20 protein-coding genes are annotated in these 16,966 nt (G+C 72.6%); 19 read left to right on the top strand and 1 reads right to left on the bottom strand.

The window, feature by feature from the left end; translation table 11 throughout:
• The first annotated feature begins 66 nt into the window (after positions 1 to 66).
• The 10 genes from hisD to ABZX85_RS29940 all read left to right on the top strand — a co-directional run bounded on the left by hisD (position 67) and on the right by ABZX85_RS29940 (position 8,070).
• Positions 67 to 1,392 carry a histidinol dehydrogenase gene (gene hisD / locus ABZX85_RS29895; RefSeq protein ID WP_355875073.1) on the top strand — a complete coding sequence of 442 codons (1,326 nt, stop codon included), beginning with the start codon at positions 67 to 69 and terminating at the stop codon, positions 1,390 to 1,392.
• Positions 1,389 to 2,495 (top strand): histidinol-phosphate transaminase, encoded by a 1,107-nt coding sequence (locus ABZX85_RS29900; RefSeq protein WP_355875076.1) that lies wholly within the window; start codon positions 1,389 to 1,391, stop codon positions 2,493 to 2,495. Before hisD ends, ABZX85_RS29900 begins: the two co-directional genes overlap by 4 nt.
• Positions 2,492 to 3,085 (top strand): imidazoleglycerol-phosphate dehydratase HisB, encoded by a 594-nt coding sequence (gene hisB, locus ABZX85_RS29905; RefSeq protein ID WP_355875079.1) that lies wholly within the window; start codon positions 2,492 to 2,494, stop codon positions 3,083 to 3,085. The genes ABZX85_RS29900 and hisB overlap by 4 nt, the downstream gene beginning before the upstream one ends.
• Positions 3,082 to 3,246: a hypothetical protein gene (locus ABZX85_RS29910; RefSeq protein ID WP_355875082.1), complete on the top strand. Its 165-nt coding sequence runs from the start codon at positions 3,082 to 3,084 to the stop codon at positions 3,244 to 3,246. Before hisB ends, ABZX85_RS29910 begins: the two co-directional genes overlap by 4 nt.
• Positions 3,237 to 3,887 carry an imidazole glycerol phosphate synthase subunit HisH gene (gene hisH, locus ABZX85_RS29915; protein WP_355875085.1) on the top strand — a complete coding sequence of 217 codons (651 nt, stop codon included), beginning with the start codon at positions 3,237 to 3,239 and terminating at the stop codon, positions 3,885 to 3,887. Before ABZX85_RS29910 ends, hisH begins: the two co-directional genes overlap by 10 nt.
• A gap of 2 nt (positions 3,888 to 3,889) precedes the next feature.
• Positions 3,890 to 4,624 carry a bifunctional 1-(5-phosphoribosyl)-5-((5-phosphoribosylamino)methylideneamino)imidazole-4-carboxamide isomerase/phosphoribosylanthranilate isomerase PriA gene (gene priA, locus ABZX85_RS29920; protein WP_355875088.1) on the top strand — a complete coding sequence of 245 codons (735 nt, stop codon included), beginning with the start codon at positions 3,890 to 3,892 and terminating at the stop codon, positions 4,622 to 4,624.
• On the top strand, positions 4,621 to 5,016 hold the full coding sequence (locus tag ABZX85_RS29925) for a RidA family protein (protein WP_355875091.1): 396 nt from the start codon (positions 4,621 to 4,623) through the stop codon (positions 5,014 to 5,016). Before priA ends, ABZX85_RS29925 begins: the two co-directional genes overlap by 4 nt.
• Positions 5,013 to 5,768, top strand: coding sequence for an imidazole glycerol phosphate synthase subunit HisF (hisF, locus tag ABZX85_RS29930; RefSeq protein WP_355875094.1), 756 nt, complete (start codon positions 5,013 to 5,015; stop codon positions 5,766 to 5,768). The genes ABZX85_RS29925 and hisF overlap by 4 nt, the downstream gene beginning before the upstream one ends.
• Positions 5,769 to 5,862: 94 nt before the next feature.
• Positions 5,863 to 6,453 carry a helix-turn-helix domain-containing protein gene (locus ABZX85_RS29935; RefSeq protein ID WP_355875097.1) on the top strand — a complete coding sequence of 197 codons (591 nt, stop codon included), beginning with the start codon at positions 5,863 to 5,865 and terminating at the stop codon, positions 6,451 to 6,453.
• A gap of 12 nt (positions 6,454 to 6,465) precedes the next feature.
• On the top strand, positions 6,466 to 8,070 hold the full coding sequence (locus ABZX85_RS29940) for an MFS transporter (protein WP_355875099.1): 1,605 nt from the start codon (positions 6,466 to 6,468) through the stop codon (positions 8,068 to 8,070).
• Positions 8,071 to 8,533: 463 nt separating this feature from the next.
• On the opposite strand, the gene ABZX85_RS29945 is transcribed toward ABZX85_RS29940, so the two are convergent.
• Complete coding sequence (locus ABZX85_RS29945; RefSeq protein ID WP_355875102.1) at positions 8,534 to 9,169, bottom strand: TIGR03085 family metal-binding protein; 636 nt, start codon at positions 9,167 to 9,169, stop codon at positions 8,534 to 8,536.
• Between the two features lie 83 nt (positions 9,170 to 9,252).
• Here ABZX85_RS29945 and hisI point away from each other — a divergent pair, with 83 nt between their 5' ends.
• The 9 genes from hisI to ABZX85_RS29990 all read left to right on the top strand — a co-directional run bounded on the left by hisI (position 9,253) and on the right by ABZX85_RS29990 (position 16,889).
• Complete coding sequence (gene hisI / locus ABZX85_RS29950) at positions 9,253 to 9,633, top strand: phosphoribosyl-AMP cyclohydrolase (RefSeq protein ID WP_355875105.1); 381 nt, start codon at positions 9,253 to 9,255, stop codon at positions 9,631 to 9,633.
• 11 nt (positions 9,634 to 9,644) lie between these two features.
• Positions 9,645 to 11,123, top strand: a complete 1,479-nt coding sequence (locus ABZX85_RS29955; protein WP_355875108.1) for an anthranilate synthase component I — start codon at positions 9,645 to 9,647, stop codon at positions 11,121 to 11,123.
• Positions 11,124 to 11,179: 56 nt separating this feature from the next.
• The gene (locus tag ABZX85_RS29960) at positions 11,180 to 11,827 is read left to right on the top strand and encodes a TIGR02234 family membrane protein (RefSeq protein WP_355875111.1); all 648 of its coding nucleotides are present in this window, start codon (positions 11,180 to 11,182) and stop codon (positions 11,825 to 11,827) included.
• Between the two features lie 143 nt (positions 11,828 to 11,970).
• A complete protein-coding gene (locus ABZX85_RS29965; RefSeq protein WP_355875114.1) occupies positions 11,971 to 12,222 on the top strand; it encodes an HGxxPAAW family protein in 252 nt (83 codons plus the stop codon).
• 94 nt (positions 12,223 to 12,316) lie between these two features.
• A complete protein-coding gene (locus ABZX85_RS29970) occupies positions 12,317 to 12,748 on the top strand; it encodes a DUF2752 domain-containing protein (protein ID WP_355875117.1) in 432 nt (143 codons plus the stop codon).
• Between the two features lie 114 nt (positions 12,749 to 12,862).
• Positions 12,863 to 13,672 (top strand): indole-3-glycerol phosphate synthase TrpC, encoded by an 810-nt coding sequence (gene trpC, locus ABZX85_RS29975; protein WP_355875120.1) that lies wholly within the window; start codon positions 12,863 to 12,865, stop codon positions 13,670 to 13,672.
• Between the two features lie 294 nt (positions 13,673 to 13,966).
• The gene (trpB, locus tag ABZX85_RS29980) at positions 13,967 to 15,208 is read left to right on the top strand and encodes a tryptophan synthase subunit beta (protein ID WP_355875123.1); all 1,242 of its coding nucleotides are present in this window, start codon (positions 13,967 to 13,969) and stop codon (positions 15,206 to 15,208) included.
• Positions 15,205 to 16,023: a tryptophan synthase subunit alpha gene (gene trpA, locus ABZX85_RS29985; RefSeq protein WP_355875126.1), complete on the top strand. Its 819-nt coding sequence runs from the start codon at positions 15,205 to 15,207 to the stop codon at positions 16,021 to 16,023. The genes trpB and trpA overlap by 4 nt, the downstream gene beginning before the upstream one ends.
• Positions 16,024 to 16,115: 92 nt before the next feature.
• The gene (locus ABZX85_RS29990) at positions 16,116 to 16,889 is read left to right on the top strand and encodes a thioredoxin domain-containing protein (protein WP_355875129.1); all 774 of its coding nucleotides are present in this window, start codon (positions 16,116 to 16,118) and stop codon (positions 16,887 to 16,889) included.
• The last annotated feature ends 77 nt before the right edge of the window (positions 16,890 to 16,966 follow it).

A 16,966-nucleotide genomic window follows, 5' to 3' on the forward strand; every position in this document is an offset into this window, starting at 1 on the left:
CCCGCTCTGTATCAGCCATTGATACGCGCGAACGGCCCCGGAACCGGGTCTGCGAGAATTGGCCACGTGATCTCGCGAATCGATCTGCGCGGCGACGCCCTCCCCGAGGGCCCCGCCCTGCGCGACCTGCTGCCCCGAGCCGACTTCGACGTCGCGGCCGCCCTGGACAAGGTGCGGCCCATCTGCGAGGCCGTGCATCATCGGGGCGACGCGGCGCTGATCGACTTCGCCGAGAAGTTCGACGGCGTACGGCTCACGTCGGTACGCGTCCCCGCCGAGGCGCTCACCACGGCGCTGGCCGAGCTCGACCCCGCCGTACGCGCCGCCCTGGAGGAGTCCGTCCGGCGCGCGCGTCTCGTGCACCGCGCGCAGCGCCGTACGACCCACACGACCCAGGTCGTGCCGGGCGGCAGTGTGACCGAGAAGTGGGTGCCCGTCGACCGGGTCGGGCTCTACGCGCCGGGCGGCCGGTCGGTCTACCCGTCGTCCGTGATCATGAACGTCGTGCCGGCGCAGGAGGCGGGCGTCCCCTCGATCGCCCTGGCCTCGCCCGCCCAGGCCGAGTTCGGCGGACTGCCGCACCCGACGATCCTCGCCGCGTGCGCGCTCCTCGGCGTCGACGAGGTCTACGCCGCCGGCGGCGCCACCGCCGTCGCGATGTTCGCGTACGGCACCGAGTCCTGCCCGCCCGCGAACATGGTCACCGGCCCCGGCAACATCTGGGTCGCCGCCGCCAAGCGGTACTTCACCGGGAAGATCGGCATCGACGCCGAGGCCGGCCCGACCGAGATCGCGGTCCTCGCGGACGCGAGCGCCGACCCCGTGCACATCGCGTCCGACCTGATCAGCCAGGCCGAGCACGACCCGCTCGCCGCCGCCGTCCTCGTCACCGACTCCGCCGACCTCGCGGACGCCGTCGAGAAGGAACTGATCCCGCAGGTCGCCGCCAGCAAGCACGTCGACGACCGGATCGCCCCCGCGCTCGCCGGCCGGCAGTCCGCGATCGTCCTCGTCGACGGCGTCGAGGAGGGCCTGCGCGTGGTCGACGCCTACGGCGCGGAGCACCTGGAGATCCAGACCGCCGACGCCGCCGCCGTCGCCGACCGGGTGCGCAACGCGGGCGCGGTCTTCGTCGGCCCCTGGGCGCCCGTCTCCCTCGGCGACTACGCGGCCGGCTCCAACCACGTCCTGCCCACCGGAGGCTGCGCCTGCCACTCCTCCGGCCTGTCCGTGCAGTCGTTCCTGCGCGGCATCCACATCGTCGACTACACGCGCGAGGCACTCGCCGAGGTCGCCCACCACGTCGTCACGCTCGCGGAGGCCGAGGACCTCCCGGCGCACGGCGCGGCGATCAAGGCGAGGTTCGACTGGAAGGTCCCGGAGAACAAGTGACAGGCATCGACGATCTCCCCGTACGGGACGAGCTGCGCGGCAAGTCCCCCTACGGAGCGCCCCAACTGGACGTCCCGGTACGGCTGAACACGAACGAGAACCCCTACCCGCTCCCCGAGGAGCTGGTCGAGCGGATCGCCGAGCGCGTGCGCGAGTCCGCCCGGAACCTCAACCGCTACCCCGACCGGGACGCCGTCGAACTGCGCACCGGGCTCGCGAAGTACCTGACGGACACCACCGGGTACGAGGTCGCCCTCGCCAACGTGTGGGCCGCCAACGGCTCCAACGAAGTCATCCAGCAACTGCTCCAGACCTTCGGCGGGCCCGGCCGCACCGCGATCGGCTTCGAGCCGTCGTACTCGATGCACGGCCTCATCGCGCGCGGGACGGGCACCGAGTGGATCTCGGGCCCCCGGAAGGACGACTTCACGATCGACGTGGACGACGCCGCGCGCGCGATCGCCGAGCACCGCCCGGACGTCGTCTTCGTGACGACCCCCAACAACCCCACCGGGAACGCCGTCCCGCGCGAGACCGTCCTCGCCCTGTACGAGGCCGCGCAGGCCGCGAAGCCGTCCATGGTCGTCGTCGACGAGGCGTACATCGAGTTCAGCCACGGCGACTCGCTGCTGCCCCTCCTCGCGGGCCGGCCGAACCTGGTGATCTCCCGGACGATGTCCAAGGCGTTCGGCGCCGCCGGGCTGCGCCTGGGCTATCTCGCCGCCCACCCGGCGGTCGTCGACGCCGTCCAGCTCGTACGACTGCCCTACCACCTCTCGGCGGTCACCCAGGCGACCGCCCTGGCCGCCCTGGAGCACACGCAGACGCTCCTGAAGTACGTCGAGCAGCTCAAGGCGGAGCGCGACCGGCTGGTCGGCGAGCTGCGGGCGATCGGCTACGAGGTGACCGAGTCCGACGCCAACTTCGTGCAGTTCGGCCGTTTCGGCGACCCGCACGCCGCGTGGCGATTCATCCTGGACCGCGGGGTCCTCATCAGGGACAACGGCGTACCCGGCTTCCTCCGGGTGTCCGCCGGGACCCCCACCGAGAACGACGCGTTCCTCGACGCGGTCCGTGAACTCAAGAAGGAGCAGCGCGCATGAACCGCGTCGGCCGCATAGAGCGCACCACCAAGGAGACGGCCGTCCTGGTCGAGATCGACCTCGACGGCACCGGCAGAACCGAGATCTCCACGGGCGTCGGCTTCTACGACCACATGCTCGACCAGCTCGGCCGGCACGGTCTGTTCGACCTGACCGTGAAGACCGAGGGTGACCTGCACATCGACTCGCACCACACCATCGAGGACACCGCCCTCGCGCTGGGCGCCGCCTTCAAGCAGGCCCTCGGCGACAAGGTCGGCATCTACCGCTTCGGCAACTGCACGGTCCCGCTGGACGAGTCCCTCGCCCAGGTGACCGTCGACCTGTCCGGCCGCCCCTACCTCGTGCACACCGAGCCCGAGAAGATGGCGCCGATGATCGGCGAGTACGACACGACGATGACCCGGCACATCCTGGAGTCCTTCGTCGCGCAGGCCCAGATCGCCCTGCACGTCCACGTCCCGTACGGGCGCAACGCGCACCACATCGTGGAGTGCCAGTTCAAGGCCCTCGCGCGGGCGCTGCGCTACGCCAGCGAGCGCGACCCGCGCGCGGCGGGCATCCTTCCTTCCACGAAGGGCGCGCTGTGACCGGCCTGTCGACGATTCTGATCGTTCTCGGTCTCTTCCTGCTCGGCGGTGTCTATTCCTTCGCCAAGCAGAAGATGCCGACGAGCCTGATCGTGCTGCTCTCGATCAGCGCCGGGTTGTGCCTGGTCGCGGGCGTCCTCAGGCTGGAGGTGTGGAATTGAGCGGCTCCCCGAAGAAGGTCGTCGTCTTCGACTACGGCTTCGGCAACGTCCGGTCCGCCGAGCGCGCGCTCGCGCGCGTGGGGGCCGACGTCGAGATAACGCGTGACTTCGACACGGCGATGAACGCGGACGGCCTCCTGGTGCCCGGCGTGGGCGCCTTCGCCGCCTGCATGAAGGGCCTCACGGACGCGCGCGGCGACTGGATCGTCGGCCGGCGGCTGTCCGGCGGGCGCCCCGTGATGGGCATCTGCGTCGGCATGCAGATCCTCTTCGCGCGCGGCATCGAGCACGGCGTCGAGACCGAGGGCCTCGACGAGTGGCCCGGCACGGTCGAACCCCTCAAGGCCGACGTCGTCCCGCACATGGGCTGGAACACTGTGGACGCCCCGGAGGGCTCCGAACTCTTCGCCGGGGTCGAACCGGACGCCCGCTTCTACTTCGTGCACTCCTACGGCGTCCAGGACTGGACGCTGGAGGTCCGCAACGCGTCGATCAAGGCTCCCAAGGTCTCCTGGACGACCCACGGCACGCCGTTCGTCGCCGCCGTCGAGAACGGCGCCCTGTGGGCCACGCAGTTCCACCCCGAGAAGTCCGGCGACGCCGGAGCCCAGCTCCTCACCAACTGGATCGGAACCCTGTGACTGTGTCGCCTGAAAACGTGCTCGAACTCCTCCCCGCCGTAGACGTCCGCGACGGCCAGGCCGTCCGCCTCGTGCACGGCGAGTCCGGGACCGAGACGTCCTACGGCTCCCCCCTGGAGGCCGCCCTCGCCTGGCAGCGCGCGGGCGCCGAGTGGCTGCACCTCGTCGACCTGGACGCCGCGTTCGGCACCGGCGACAACCGGAAGCTCATCGCCGAGGTCGCGGGCGCCATGGACATCAAGGTCGAACTGTCCGGCGGCATCCGGGACGACGACACGCTGGCCGCCGCCCTCGCCACGGGCTGCACGCGCGTGAACCTCGGCACGGCCGCCCTGGAGACCCCGGAGTGGGTCGCCAAGGTCATCGCCGAGCACGGCGACAAGATCGCCGTCGGCCTCGACGTCCGGGGCACGACCCTGCGCGGGCGCGGCTGGACCCGCGACGGCGGCGACCTGTACGAGACGCTGGAGCGGCTGAACGCCGAGGGCTGCGCGCGGTACGTCGTCACCGACATCGCCAAGGACGGCACCCTCCAGGGCCCCAACCTGGAGCTGCTGCGCAACGTCTGCGCCGCGACGGACCGCCCGGTCGTCGCCTCCGGCGGCGTGTCGTCCCTCGACGACCTGCGCGCCATCGCGGAACTGGTCCCCCTCGGCGTCGAGGGCTCCATCGTCGGCAAGGCCCTCTACGCGAAGGCGTTCACCCTCGAAGAGGCGCTGGCGGCGGTGTCGTCATGACGTCCGTACGGCGGGTGCAGAGCGGCAGCCCCTGGGAGGAGCCCTTCGGCTTCGCGCGCGCGGTCCAGGCGGGCGACCGGGTCGTCGTCGGCGGCACGACCTCCTTCAAGGGCGGCGTCCTGTACGGCGAGGGCGACCCGTACGAGCAGGCCAAGGTGGCGTTCGGGACGGCGCTCGCGGCCGTCGCCGAGTTCGGCCTCGGGCCGGAGGCGGTCATCCGTACGCGCCTGTACCTCACGCACGCGCGGGACGTCGACGAGGTGGGCCGCGCCCACAAGGAGGTCTTCGACGCGGTGCGGCCGGTCAACACGATCGTCGTCGTCACCGGGTTCGTGGACCCGCGCATCCTCGTCGAGGTCGAGCTGGAAGCGTTCTCGGGAGCCTCGTCATGACCCTCGCCGTACGTGTCATCCCCTGCCTGGACGTCGAGGGCGGCCGGGTCGTCAAGGGCGTCAACTTCCAGAACCTCCGCGACGCGGGCGACCCCGTCGAGATGGCCAAGGTGTACGACGCCGAGGGCGCCGACGAGCTGACGTTCCTCGACATCACCGCCTCCTCGGGCAACCGGGAGACCACCTACGACGTCGTGCGGCGCACGGCGGAGCAGGTGTTCATCCCGCTGACCGTCGGCGGCGGGGTGCGCGCCCCCGAGGACGTCGACAAGCTGCTGCGGGCGGGCGCCGACAAGGTGGGCGTCAACACGGCCGCCATCGCCCGTCCCGAGCTGATCAAGGAGATCGCCGAGCGGTTCGGGAGCCAGGTGCTCGTGCTGTCCGTGGACGCGCGCCGCACCGCCTCCGGGTCGTTCGAGGTGACCACGCACGGTGGGCGCCGGGGGACCGGCATCGACGCCGTCGAATGGGCCCACCGGGCCGCCGAGCTGGGCGCGGGCGAGATCCTGCTCAACTCGATGGACGCGGACGGGACGAAGGACGGCTACGACATCGAGATGATCGAGGCCGTCCGGGGGCACGTGTCCGTGCCGCTGATCGCGTCCGGGGGCGCCGGGAAGCTGGGCGACTTCGCGCCGGCCGTGGGAGCGGGGGCGGACGCCGTGCTGGCGGCCTCCGTGTTCCACTTCGGGGATCTGCGGATCGGCGAGGTCAAGCAGGCGTTGCGGGAGGCGGGGAACCCCGTCAGGTGAGGTAAGTCCCGTTCACCAGGTGGGCGGGACTTACTTGTCCACAGATGCGAAAGCTTTATTGCGCAATTTCCCTTTCGTATCTAGCCTGGTCCGTATGGCGAACCAGGAGAGGGACCGGCGGATCACCGACGTGGGCACGCTCAAGGCGCTCGCGCACCCGCTGCGGTCGAGGCTGTACCGGGGGCTGACGATCGCGCGCGTGGCGACCGCCTCGCAGCTCGCCGAGCAGGTCGACGAGGCCGTGTCCCTCGTCAGTTACCACCTGCGCAAGCTCGCCGAGCACGGGCTGATCGAGGAGGCCGAGCCGCAGAGCGCGGACGGGCGCGAGCGGTGGTGGCAGCGGACCTCCGAGGGGCTGCGCATCCACGACTCCGACTTCCGGGACGCGCCCGAGAAGGCCGCCGCGCACACCGCCGCCAGCCGGCTCTTCTTCGAGCAGCGCGCGGACCTGTACCGGCGCTTCCTCGACGAACGCGCGCACTGGAGCGCCGAGTGGAACGCCGCCGTCGAGTCCTCCGAGTCCAACCTCCGCCTCACCCCGGCCGAGCTGACCGCGCTCAACCTCGAAGTGCTGGCCCTGTTGCAGCGCTACGACGAGGCGGGGCGGGCCGCCGAGGCCGCGGGGGAGACGGAGGGGCGGGAGAACGTCCAGGTGCATACGTACGCGTTCCCGTTCCGGTTCTGAAGGGGGCTCGGGATGAAGAGCGCGGCCGGGGTGGCCGAGAAGGGTTCCGCCGGGCGTGTCGCGCACCGGGACCCCAACGTCCTGCGGTGGCTCGCCGGGTTCACCGCGTCCGGGGTCGGCGACAACGTGTACTACCTCGCCCTCTCCTGGGCCGCCGTCCAGTCCGGGACGCCCCTCCAGGCGGGGCTCGTCACCGTCGCCGGGGCGCTGCCCCGGGCCGTGCTGATGCTGGGCGGGGGAGTCCTCGCCGACCGGTACGGCGCCCGGCGTGTCGTCCTCGCCAGCACCGGCGTGCGGTCCGCGCTCGTCCTGTCGGCCGCGCTCCTCCTCGTCCTCACCAGCCCCGGGCTCTGGGTCCTCGGCGCCGTCGCCGTCGTCTTCGGGATCGTCGACGCGGCCTTCCTCCCGGCGGCCGGGGCGCTGCCTGCCCTCATAGCCGCGCCGGGGCAGTTCGGGAGGGTCCAGGGGCTCCGGGGGCTCTCCACGCGGCTGGCGAACGTCCTGGGCGGGCCCCTGGGCGGGCTGGGGGTGGCCTTCGGGGGGACCGCGGGGGCGTTCGGGGTGGCCGCGGTGTTGATCGGGGTGTCGTGGCCGGTGCTGGGGGCGGTGCGGGTGCGGGCGGGGGTGGAGGCGGGGGGTGACGCCGGGGATGCGGAAGGGGCGGTGGGCGGTGTCGGGGCGGTGAAGGGGGCGGTGGGGTCGGGCGGCGCGCGTGGGCGCGGGGCGGATGCCGACGCGGGGGTGGTGGCTGCGGGCGCGCGCGATGCCGACGCTTTCTGGCACGCCGACGAGCCGGATGCCGGGGCGCCCGCGCGCCGGGCTTCCGTGTGGGCGGGGCGGCGGGGCGTTCGGGGGGTGACGCCGAGGAGCTGGGCGGCTGCCCGGGACCGGGACGGGTGGGAGCGGGGCCCCGGGGAGGTGGGTTCCGCGCGCGGGCGCGCCGGGAGCGGTGCTGCCGGGCGGCAAGGGGCTTCGGCGGGTCCCGGGAAGCGGGGTGCCTGGGGGCGTGAGGTGATCGGGGAACTGGTCGACGGGGTGCGGTACGTGCGGCGGGACCGGGTGCTGTCGGCGCTGGTCGTGTCCGTGATGCTCAGTGATCTCGGGTTCGTGGGGCCGATGAACCTGGGGCTCACCCTGCTCGCCGGGGAGCGCGGGTGGGGGGCCTCGGGGCTGGGGCTCGTGCTGGCGGGGTTCGGGGTGGGGGCCGGCGGGGCGTCTCTGGTGCTCGCCTGGCGGGGGCGCGTCCCGCGCGCAGGGCTCGTGCTGGCGTTCGCGACGATCGGGGGCGCCCTCGCGATCGCCGCCCTCGCGCGCGTGCCGTCCGTCGCCGGGGCGGTCGCCGTCGCCCTCTGCGTCGGGCTGCTCGCCGGGCTCGGCGGGGCGCTCGCCGGAACCCTCGTCCAGGCGCGCGCGGGCGCCGCGTACATCGGCCGCGTCACCGCCGTGTCCACCCTCATCGGCTACGGCGTCGCCCCGCTGACCTTCCCCGTCGTCGGCTGGACGATCTCCCTGTGGGGGACCGCTCCGGTGTTCGCGGCCTGCGCGACGCTGAACGGGGTGAGCGCGGTGGTGGTGCTGGGGGTGAGGGGGCTGCGGCGGGCGGAGCTGCCGGGGTGAGGGGGGGCCGTGCGGCCGGGGGTGGAAGGGGCTGGGGAGCGGGCGGAGGAGCGAGCTGAGGATGCGTTCGGGCCGGCGGGAGAATGCCCCGGTGCGGGCGAACCCCTGACGTGGGCGAACCCCTGACGTGGGCGAACTCTTGACGTGGGCGAACACCCGGCGCGGGCGAGCGGCCGGTGCGGGCGGCGGGGCTGAGAAGGCGACGGCCGTCTGTTGTCCTGTTGTCGCCCTGCGGTGCCCGGCCGGCTCCCGGGCGCGGGCCCTGAGCAGCCGGCCGGTCGGGCACTGGGACCCCTCGGGCCGGCCCGCGCGGCACTGGCTCGGAGGGGAGCCGCCGTATGGTCTCCACGTCGAGCGGACCCACGCACCCACGCGCGGCGCTCGCTCCGTTCGCCCCCGTCGGGGAGCCCTCTCGGGCCCGCCGGTCGCCGCCCTCGCCGCCCCCTGTCGCGAGCGGCGCCCCTCAGATCCCCAGCTGCTTGCCCGCCCGGAGTCTCTCGATCGCTTCCTTGTCGCCCTCCAGGTCCACCTGGGCGGTGCTCTGGCGGCCGAAGACGAACATGAGGAGCTCGGAGGGCTCGGCGGTGGCGGTGACGACGGGGGTGCCGCGGTGGGCGACGGCGGTGCGGCCGTCGGGGCGGCGCAGGACGAGGCCGGTCGGGGAGGAGCGGGCGACGAGACGGGCCGTGCGTTCGAGGCGGGACCAGAGCGCGTCCTGGAAGACGGGGTCCAGCGCGCGCGGCGTCCAGTCGGGCTGGGCGCGGCGGACGTCCTCGGTGTGGACGTAGAACTCGACCGTGTTCGCCGCCTCGTCGAGCTGCTTGAGGGCGAACGGGGAGAACCGCGGCGGGCCCGTGCGGATGAGCTGGAGCAGCTCCTCGTACGGCTTCGCGGTGTACTCGGCCGTCACCTTGTCCAGCCGGGCCGCCAGTTGCTTGATGAGGGTGCCGCCCGCCGCGTCGGGGCGGCGTTCGCGCACCACGACGTGGGCCGCGAGATCCCTGGTCCGCCAGCCCTCGCACAGCGTCGGGGCGTCCGGACCGCAGGTCTCCAAGAGGTCGGCGAGGAGGAGCCGTTCACGCTTGGCGAAGGTCGACATGCCGCCAGCCTACGACCGCCGCCGACGTCCGCACAGTGGACACCGGACCGTCACTGTCAGTGGCAGGCGGCACAATGGCAGGCATGACCAGCACGACCGGCGACCCCCGGCCCAGCAGCCTCGACCCCGAGATCGCGGCCCGCCTCAAGCGCAGCCCTGACGGGCTCGTCCCCGCGATCGCCCAGCAGTACGACACCGGCGAGGTGCTCATGCTCGGCTGGATGGACGACGAGGCGCTGCACCGCACGCTCACGACCGGCAGGTGCACGTACTGGTCGCGCAGCCGCGCCGAGTACTGGGTCAAGGGCGACACCTCGGGCCACTTCCAGTGGGTCAAGTCGGTCGCCCTCGACTGCGACGCGGACACGCTGCTCGTCAAGGTCGACCAGGTCGGTGCCGCCTGCCACACGGGCGCGCGCACCTGCTTCGACAAGGATGTGCTCCCGATCGCCTCGGGTCAGTAGGGTCGGCCGCCATGGACCTCGACACGTTCCGCAAGCTCGCCTCCGACCGGCGCGTCATCCCGGTCACCCGCAAGCTCCTCGCCGACGGCGACACCCCGGTCGCCCTCTACCGCAAGCTCGCCGCCGAGCGCCCCGGCACGTTCCTGCTGGAGTCCGCGGAGAACGGCCGGTCCTGGGCGCGCTACTCGTTCGTGGGCGTCCGCAGCGCCGCCACCCTCACCGCGCGCGACGGCCGGGCGCACTGGCTGGGCACCCCGCCCGTCGGCGTCCCGGTCGACGGCGACCCGCTCGCGGCCCTGAGGGCGACGATCGAGACGCTCCACACCCCCCACGCCGAGGACCTCCCGCCCTTCACCGGCGGCATGGTCGGCTACCTGGGCTACGACATCGTCCGCCGCCTGGAGAAGATCGGCCCCGGCGAGCGCGACGACCTGAAGCTCCCCGAGCTGACGATGCTCCTCACCAGCGACCTCGCGGTGATGGACCACTGGGAGGGCTCGGTCCTCCTGATCGCCAACGCGATCAACCACAACGACCTCGACACGGGCGTCGACGAGGCGTACACGGACGCGGTCGCGCGCCTCGACGCCATGCAGGCCGACCTCTCGCGCCCGGTCGCCCAGCCGCCCGCCGTCCTGCCCCCCTCCGAACTCCCCGAGTACACCGCCCTGTGGGGCGGCCCCGACTTCATGACGGCCGTCGAGGACATCAAGGAGCGCATCCGCGCGGGCGAGGCGTTCCAGGTCGTCCCCTCCCAGCGGTTCGAGACACCGTGCACGGCGAGCGCGCTGGACGTCTACCGGGTCCTGCGGGCGACGAACCCGTCGCCGTACATGTACCTCTTCCGGTTCGACGGGTTCGACGTCGTCGGCTCCTCCCCGGAGGCCCTCGTCAAGGTCGAGGACGGGCACGCGATGGTCCACCCCATCGCCGGCACGCGCCACCGGGGGGCGACCCCGCAGGAGGACCAGGCCCTCGCCGACGAGCTGCTCGCCGACCCCAAGGAGCGCGCCGAGCACCTCATGCTGGTCGACCTCGGGCGCAACGACCTGGGACGGGTCTGCGAACCCGGCTCGGTCGAGGTCGTCGACTTCATGTCCGTCGAGCGGTATTCGCACGTCATGCACATCGTGTCGACCGTCACCGGCCGCGTCGCCCCCGGCCGTACCGCCTTCGACGTCCTCACCGCCTGCTTCCCCGCGGGAACCCTCTCGGGCGCGCCCAAGCCCCGCGCGATGCAGATCATCGACGAACTGGAGCCCTCCCGGCGCGGCCTGTACGGCGGCTGCGTCGGCTACCTGGACTTCGCGGGCGACTCCGACACGGCCATCGCGATCCGCACCGCCCTCCTGCGCGACGGCACCGCGTACGTCCAGGCGGGCGCCGGGATCGTCGCCGACTCCGACCCCGTCGCCGAGGACCAGGAGTGCCGCAACAAGGCGGCGGCCGTCCTGCGCGCGGTGCACACCGCGAACCGCCTCGGGCAGTAGGGCGAGCGCGCCGGAAATGAACCCCGGGTGACGGAACGCCCGGGGTTCAGGCGATAGTGGACTACGTGACTGCCGTACCGCACCCCCGCATCGAGGCCGGACCCGCTCGCTCCGGCCGCCGTAGCCTCGCCCTCGCCCTGCTCAGCGGGGCGCTCGGCGCGGCCGTCGCGCTGCTGGCGACCCGGCAGCGCTGGTCCGAGGGGACCGCGTCGGTGGCCGGCGGCGCCTTCCGGCTCACCGCGAAGGGCAGCGACGTCACGGGCGTGCCCGCCGCGCTCGCGATAGTGGGCCTCGCCGCGCTCGTCGCCGTCTTCGCCGTCCGCAGAGCCGGCCGCTTCGCCGTCTCCGCCGTCCTCACGCTCTCCGGCGCCGGCATCCTCTTCGCCGCCCTCTCCGGTGCCTCCGACAGCTCCGCGCTCGACGAACAGGCCGCGAAGGCGTCCGGCGACACCTCCGCGACGGTCGCCGCCCTCTCCCACACCGCCTGGCCGTACGTCGCCGCGGCGGGCGGCGCGCTGCTGCTCCTCGCCGGTCTCCTCGCGCTGCGCTACGGCCGCCTGTGGCCCGGTATGTCGGGCCGCTACGAGCGCGACGGCACCCCGCGCCCCCGGCGCGCCGCGAAGCCGGCCGACCCGGACCGGCCCGAGGACATGTGGAAGGCGCTGGACCGGGGCGAGGACCCGACGGGGGCGGACCCCGCCTGAGCGGCCGGCACCCGCGCGCGGTCCCGTTGTGGTGAATCGGGTGCCGTCCGGGGGCACCCCGGCGTTCCCCGGGCGGGTGCGTACGGGACAATGTGTGTGAGCGTCCGCGTTGGGCGTCACCTGGACAGCATGAGGAGCAAGTCATGGCGGGCAGCAGCCACGGTCACACTTTGGCCGCCTGGACCGGTGCGGCGATCTGTTTCATCGGATTCTGCGTCGCGGGCGCGTTCATGGTGATGGCGGAGCCGCTGGGCTTCTGGGCCGGCATGGTGATCTCGGTGCTCGGCGGCGTCGTCGGCCTGCTCATGAAGGGCATGGGCCTCGGCCAGCCGAAGGGCTTCCGGGACTTCCCCGACCACATCACCTACGGCACCCCGGCCAAGGCCGACAGCTGACACACTCTTCCCGAGCGGTTCTCCGACGGCGGCCCGGCGCGCGAGCGTTCCGGGCCGCCGTCGTCCGCGCGTCGGTGCGTGCACAATGCGAAGCATGACGACCGACAGCGCCGACCAGCAGCTGAAGCCCTCCGCGCTCGCCCGCCTCGGTGTCCCCGCCGGGATCATGGCGGCCGTCGTGGGCGCCTTCGGGTACGTCGCGACCGTCGACCCCAATCAGCCCGGCCACTACCCGGTCTGCCCGCTCTTCCAGGTCACCGGCCTGTACTGCCCCGGCTGCGGCGGACTGCGCAGCGCGCACGCCTTCGCGCACGGCGACCTCCTGACCGCGCTCCAGGACAACGCCGCCGCCGTCCTCGCCTATCTCGGCTTCGCCGTCGTGTGGACTGTCTGGGTGGTCCGCGCGGCGCGCGGGCGTCCGGCGCGGATGGCGCTCGGGAACGCCCATCTATGGACGATCGGGGCATTTCTGCTGGTCTTCACGGTTGTCCGGAACCTGCCGTTCGGTGGCTGGCTACGCCCTTGATCAACGGGGGAACGTCCAGGTAGTGGGACCGGTGTCGGCCTGATGCGGGCCTCGCGCGATCCGGCGGATACCATCGCCGGAGGAAATGTCACCGCCCGGAAGGGGGCCGCTCGCGTGAGTGTGCTCGACGAGATCATCGACGGAGTCCGTGCCGACCTCGCGGAGCGGCAGGCGCGCGTCAGCCTCGACGAGCTGAAGGAGCGCGCGGCCAAGGCTCCTGCGGCCAAGGACGGGGTCGCCGCCCTGCGGGGCGAGGGCGTCAAGGTCATCTGCGAGGTCAAGCGCTCCAGCCCCTCCAAGGGCGCGCTGGCCGCGATCGCCGACCCGGCGGGCCTCGCCGCCGACTACGAGGCGGGCGGCGCCGCCGCGATCTCCGTCCTCACCGAACAGCGCCGCTTCGGCGGCTCGCTCGCCGACCTCGACGCGGTCCGCGCGCGCGTGGACATCCCCGTCCTGCGCAAGGACTTCATCGTCACGTCGTACCAGCTGTGGGAGGCCCGCGCGCACGGCGCCGACCTCGCCCTGCTGATCGTCGCCGCGCTGGAGCAGCCCGCCCTGGAGTCCCTCGTCGAGCGCGCCGAGTCCATCGGCCTCACCCCGCTCGTCGAGGTCCACGACGAGGACGAGGTCGAGCGCGCGGTCGCCGCCGGCGCGAAGATCATCGGCGTCAACGCCCGCAACCTCAAGACCCTTGAGGTGGACCGGGGCACGTTCGAGCGGGTCGCCCCCGAGATCCCCGACCACATCGTCAAGATCGCCGAGTCCGGCGTCCGGGGCCCCCACGACCTCATCGCCTACGCCAACGCGGGCGCCGACGCCGTACTCGTCGGCGAGTCCCTCGTCACCGGAAAGGACCCGAGGACGGCGGTCGCGGATCTGGTCGCGGCGGGGGAGCACCCGGCGATCCGCAACAGCCGCGGTTGATCACCCGTTAGGCTTACGGCGATGACTCCCACTCCGGCCTCCCAGGAACGGCACGCGCGCCTCGCGCGCGGGTGCCGCCCGCGGGGCTGCCGCGCCCCCGCGCGCAAGGTGCACGGCCGGAGGGTGCGGTACGTCATCGGAGACGAACCGGGACAGGTGAACGGCCGTCGATGGCAGGTTTTTCAGGGGCGCGGGGAACTGCGCGAGCAACCACAGATCACCTGAGGCCGCTCGCGAACCCCTGCCCCCACGGCGATTAGTGTTTTTCCCACGCACTCACCGTGAGGTACCTGCATGCCCAGCGAGTTCTTCATTCCCGACCCCGAGGGTCGAATCCCCACCGCCGAGGGCTATTTCGGCGACTTCGGCGGCAAGTTCATCCCCGAGGCCCTCGTGGCCGCAGTGGACGAAGTGGCCGTCGAGTACGAGAAGGCCAAGCACGACCCCGAGTTCGCCCGTGAGCTGGACGACCTCCTGGTCAACTACACCGGCCGCCCCAGCTCCCTCACGGAGGTGCCCCGCTTCGCGGAGCACGCGGGCCGCGCCCGGATCTTCCTGAAGCGGGAAGACCTCAACCACACCGGCTCGCACAAGATCAACAACGTCCTCGGCCAGGCCCTGCTCACCAAGCGCATGGGCAAGACCCGGGTCATCGCGGAGACCGGCGCCGGCCAGCACGGCGTCGCGACGGCCACCGCCTGCGCCCTGTTCGGCCTCGACTGCACGATCTACATGGGCGAGATCGACACCCAGCGCCAGGCGCTGAACGTCGCCCGCATGCGCATGCTCGGCGCCGAGGTCATCGCCGTGAAATCCGGCAGCCGCACGCTGAAGGACGCGATCAACGAGGCGTTCCGCGACTGGGTCGCCAACGTCGACCGCACGCACTACCTGTTCGGCACGGTCGCGGGCCCCCACCCGTTCCCGGCGATGGTCCGCGACTTCCACCGCGTCATCGGCGTCGAGGCCCGCCGCCAGATCCTGGAGCGCGCGGGCCGCCTCCCCGACGCGGCGATCGCCTGCGTCGGCGGCGGCTCCAACGCGATCGGCCTGTTCCACGCCTTCATCCCCGACACGGACGTACGCCTCATCGGCTGCGAGCCCGCCGGGCACGGCGTCGAGACGGGTGAGCACGCGGCGACGCTGACGGCCGGTGAGCCGGGCATCCTGCACGGCTCGCGGTCGTACGTCCTCCAGGACGACGAGGGGCAGATCACCGAGCCGTACTCGATCTCGGCGGGGCTCGACTACCCCGGCATCGGCCCGGAGCACTCCTACCTCAAGGACAGCGGACGCGGCGAGTACCGCGCGGTCACCGACGACGCGGCGATGCAGGCCCTGCGCCTCCTGTCGCGCACCGAGGGGATCATCCCGGCCATCGAGTCGGCTCACGCGCTCGCGGGCGCGCTGGAGGTCGGCGAGGAGCTGGGCGAGGACGGGCTGATCATCGTCAACCTGTCCGGGCGCGGCGACAAGGACATGGACACGGCGGCCCGTTACTTCGGCCTGTACGACAGCGAGGGGGACTCCAAGTGAGCGGGAACATTCGGCTGTTGTCGGACACCCTCGCTGCCGCGAAGGCCGAGAACCGGTCCGCCCTCATCGCCTACCTCCCGGCCGGGTTCCCGACCGTGGACGGCGGCATCGACGCGATCAAGGCCGTCTTCGACGGCGGTGCGGACGTCGTCGAGGTCGGGCTCCCGCACAGCGACCCGGTCCTCGACGGCCCGGTCATCCAGACCGCCGACGACATCGCCCTGCGCGGCGGCGTCAGGATCGCGGACGTCATGCGGACGGTCCGTGAGGCGTTCGAGGCGACCGGCAAGCCGGTGCTGGTGATGACGTACTGGAACCCCATCGACCGCTACGGCGTCGAGCGGTTCACCGCTGAGCTGGCCGAGGCCGGCGGTGCGGGCTGCATCCTGCCCGACCTGCCCGTCCAGGAGGCCGGGCTGTGGAGGGAGCACGCGGCCAAGCACGGGCTCGCGACGGTCTTCGTCGTCGCGCCCAGCAGCAAGGACGCGCGGCTCGCGGAGATCACGGCGGCCGGCAGCGGGTTCGTGTACGCGGCCTCGCTGATGGGCGTCACCGGAACCCGGGAATCGGTCGGCGCGCAGGCGCAGGACCTGGTCGAGCGGACCCGGGCGACCCGGGGCGACCTGCCCGTCTGCGTCGGGCTCGGGGTCTCCAACGCCGAACAGGCCGCCGAGGTGGCCGTGTTCGCGGACGGGGTCATCGTCGGGTCGGCGTTCGTGAAGCGGATGCTGGACGCGCCGGACGCGGCGGCCGGGGTCGAGGCCGTGCGGGAACTGGCCGCCGACCTCGCGAAGGGCGTGCGCCGGACGGCATAGGGGCTGCTGGGCCGGTCGGCCGGTCACTCACTCGATCGAGTGGTCCTGGGACAGGGGAGGCGCAATGCGTCTCCCCTGTTCGTTTGCGGGGTGTGAGCGAGAAGAATCGAGTGGGAAAGCTGTCGGCGCGGGAGCGGCTGGCGGCCGATCGTCAGAAGCAGAAGGCCGCCGACAAGCGGCGCAAGGTGCTGATCGTCGGGGCGAGCGTCGTCGCCGTCCTCGGGGTCGCGGCCGGGATCGGCGCCGTCGCGGCGAACGCCGGGAAGGACAGCGGGGCGGGCGCGGGGCCGGTCGTCGCGCCCGCCGGGGCGAACGGGAAGGACGCGCTCGCGATCCCCGTCGGCAAGGAGAGCGCCAAGTCGACGCTGACGGTCTGGGAGGACTTCCGCTGCCCGGCCTGCAAGTCGTTCGAGACGACGTACCGCTCGGTGATCCATGAGCTGACCGGCGCGGGCAAGCTCAAGGTCGAGTACCACCTCGCGACCCTCATCGACGGCAACCTCCGCGGCAGCGGCTCCCGCAAGGCGGCCAACGCGGCGGCCTGCGCGCAGGACGTCGGCAAGTTCCCCGCGTACCACGACGTGCTGTACGAGAACCAGCCGCCGGAGACCGACGACGCGTACGCGAAGGAGGCCAGGCTGATCGAGCTGGCCGGGAAGGTCGAGGGGCTCGACACCCCGGCGTTCCGCACCTGCGTGGAGAACGGCACGCACAACGCGTGGGTGAAGAAGTCCGCCGCCGCGTTCAGCAACGGCGGGTTCGGGGGGACGCCGACCGTGCTGTTCAACGGGAAGAACATCTACCAGGACCAGTCGATGACGCCGGCGAAGCTGAAGAAGATGGTGGAGGACGCGGACAAGGGGTGAGGGCGGCCGGGCCGACAGGGGATCGACAGCAGGTTCCCCGCGTTTGACCGGCCCGTTATGCAGCCGTTGCCGGGCCG

It is taken from the genome of Streptomyces sp. NPDC004539 (assembly GCF_040610055.1).
GTDB lineage: Bacteria > Actinomycetota > Actinomycetes > Streptomycetales > Streptomycetaceae > Streptomyces.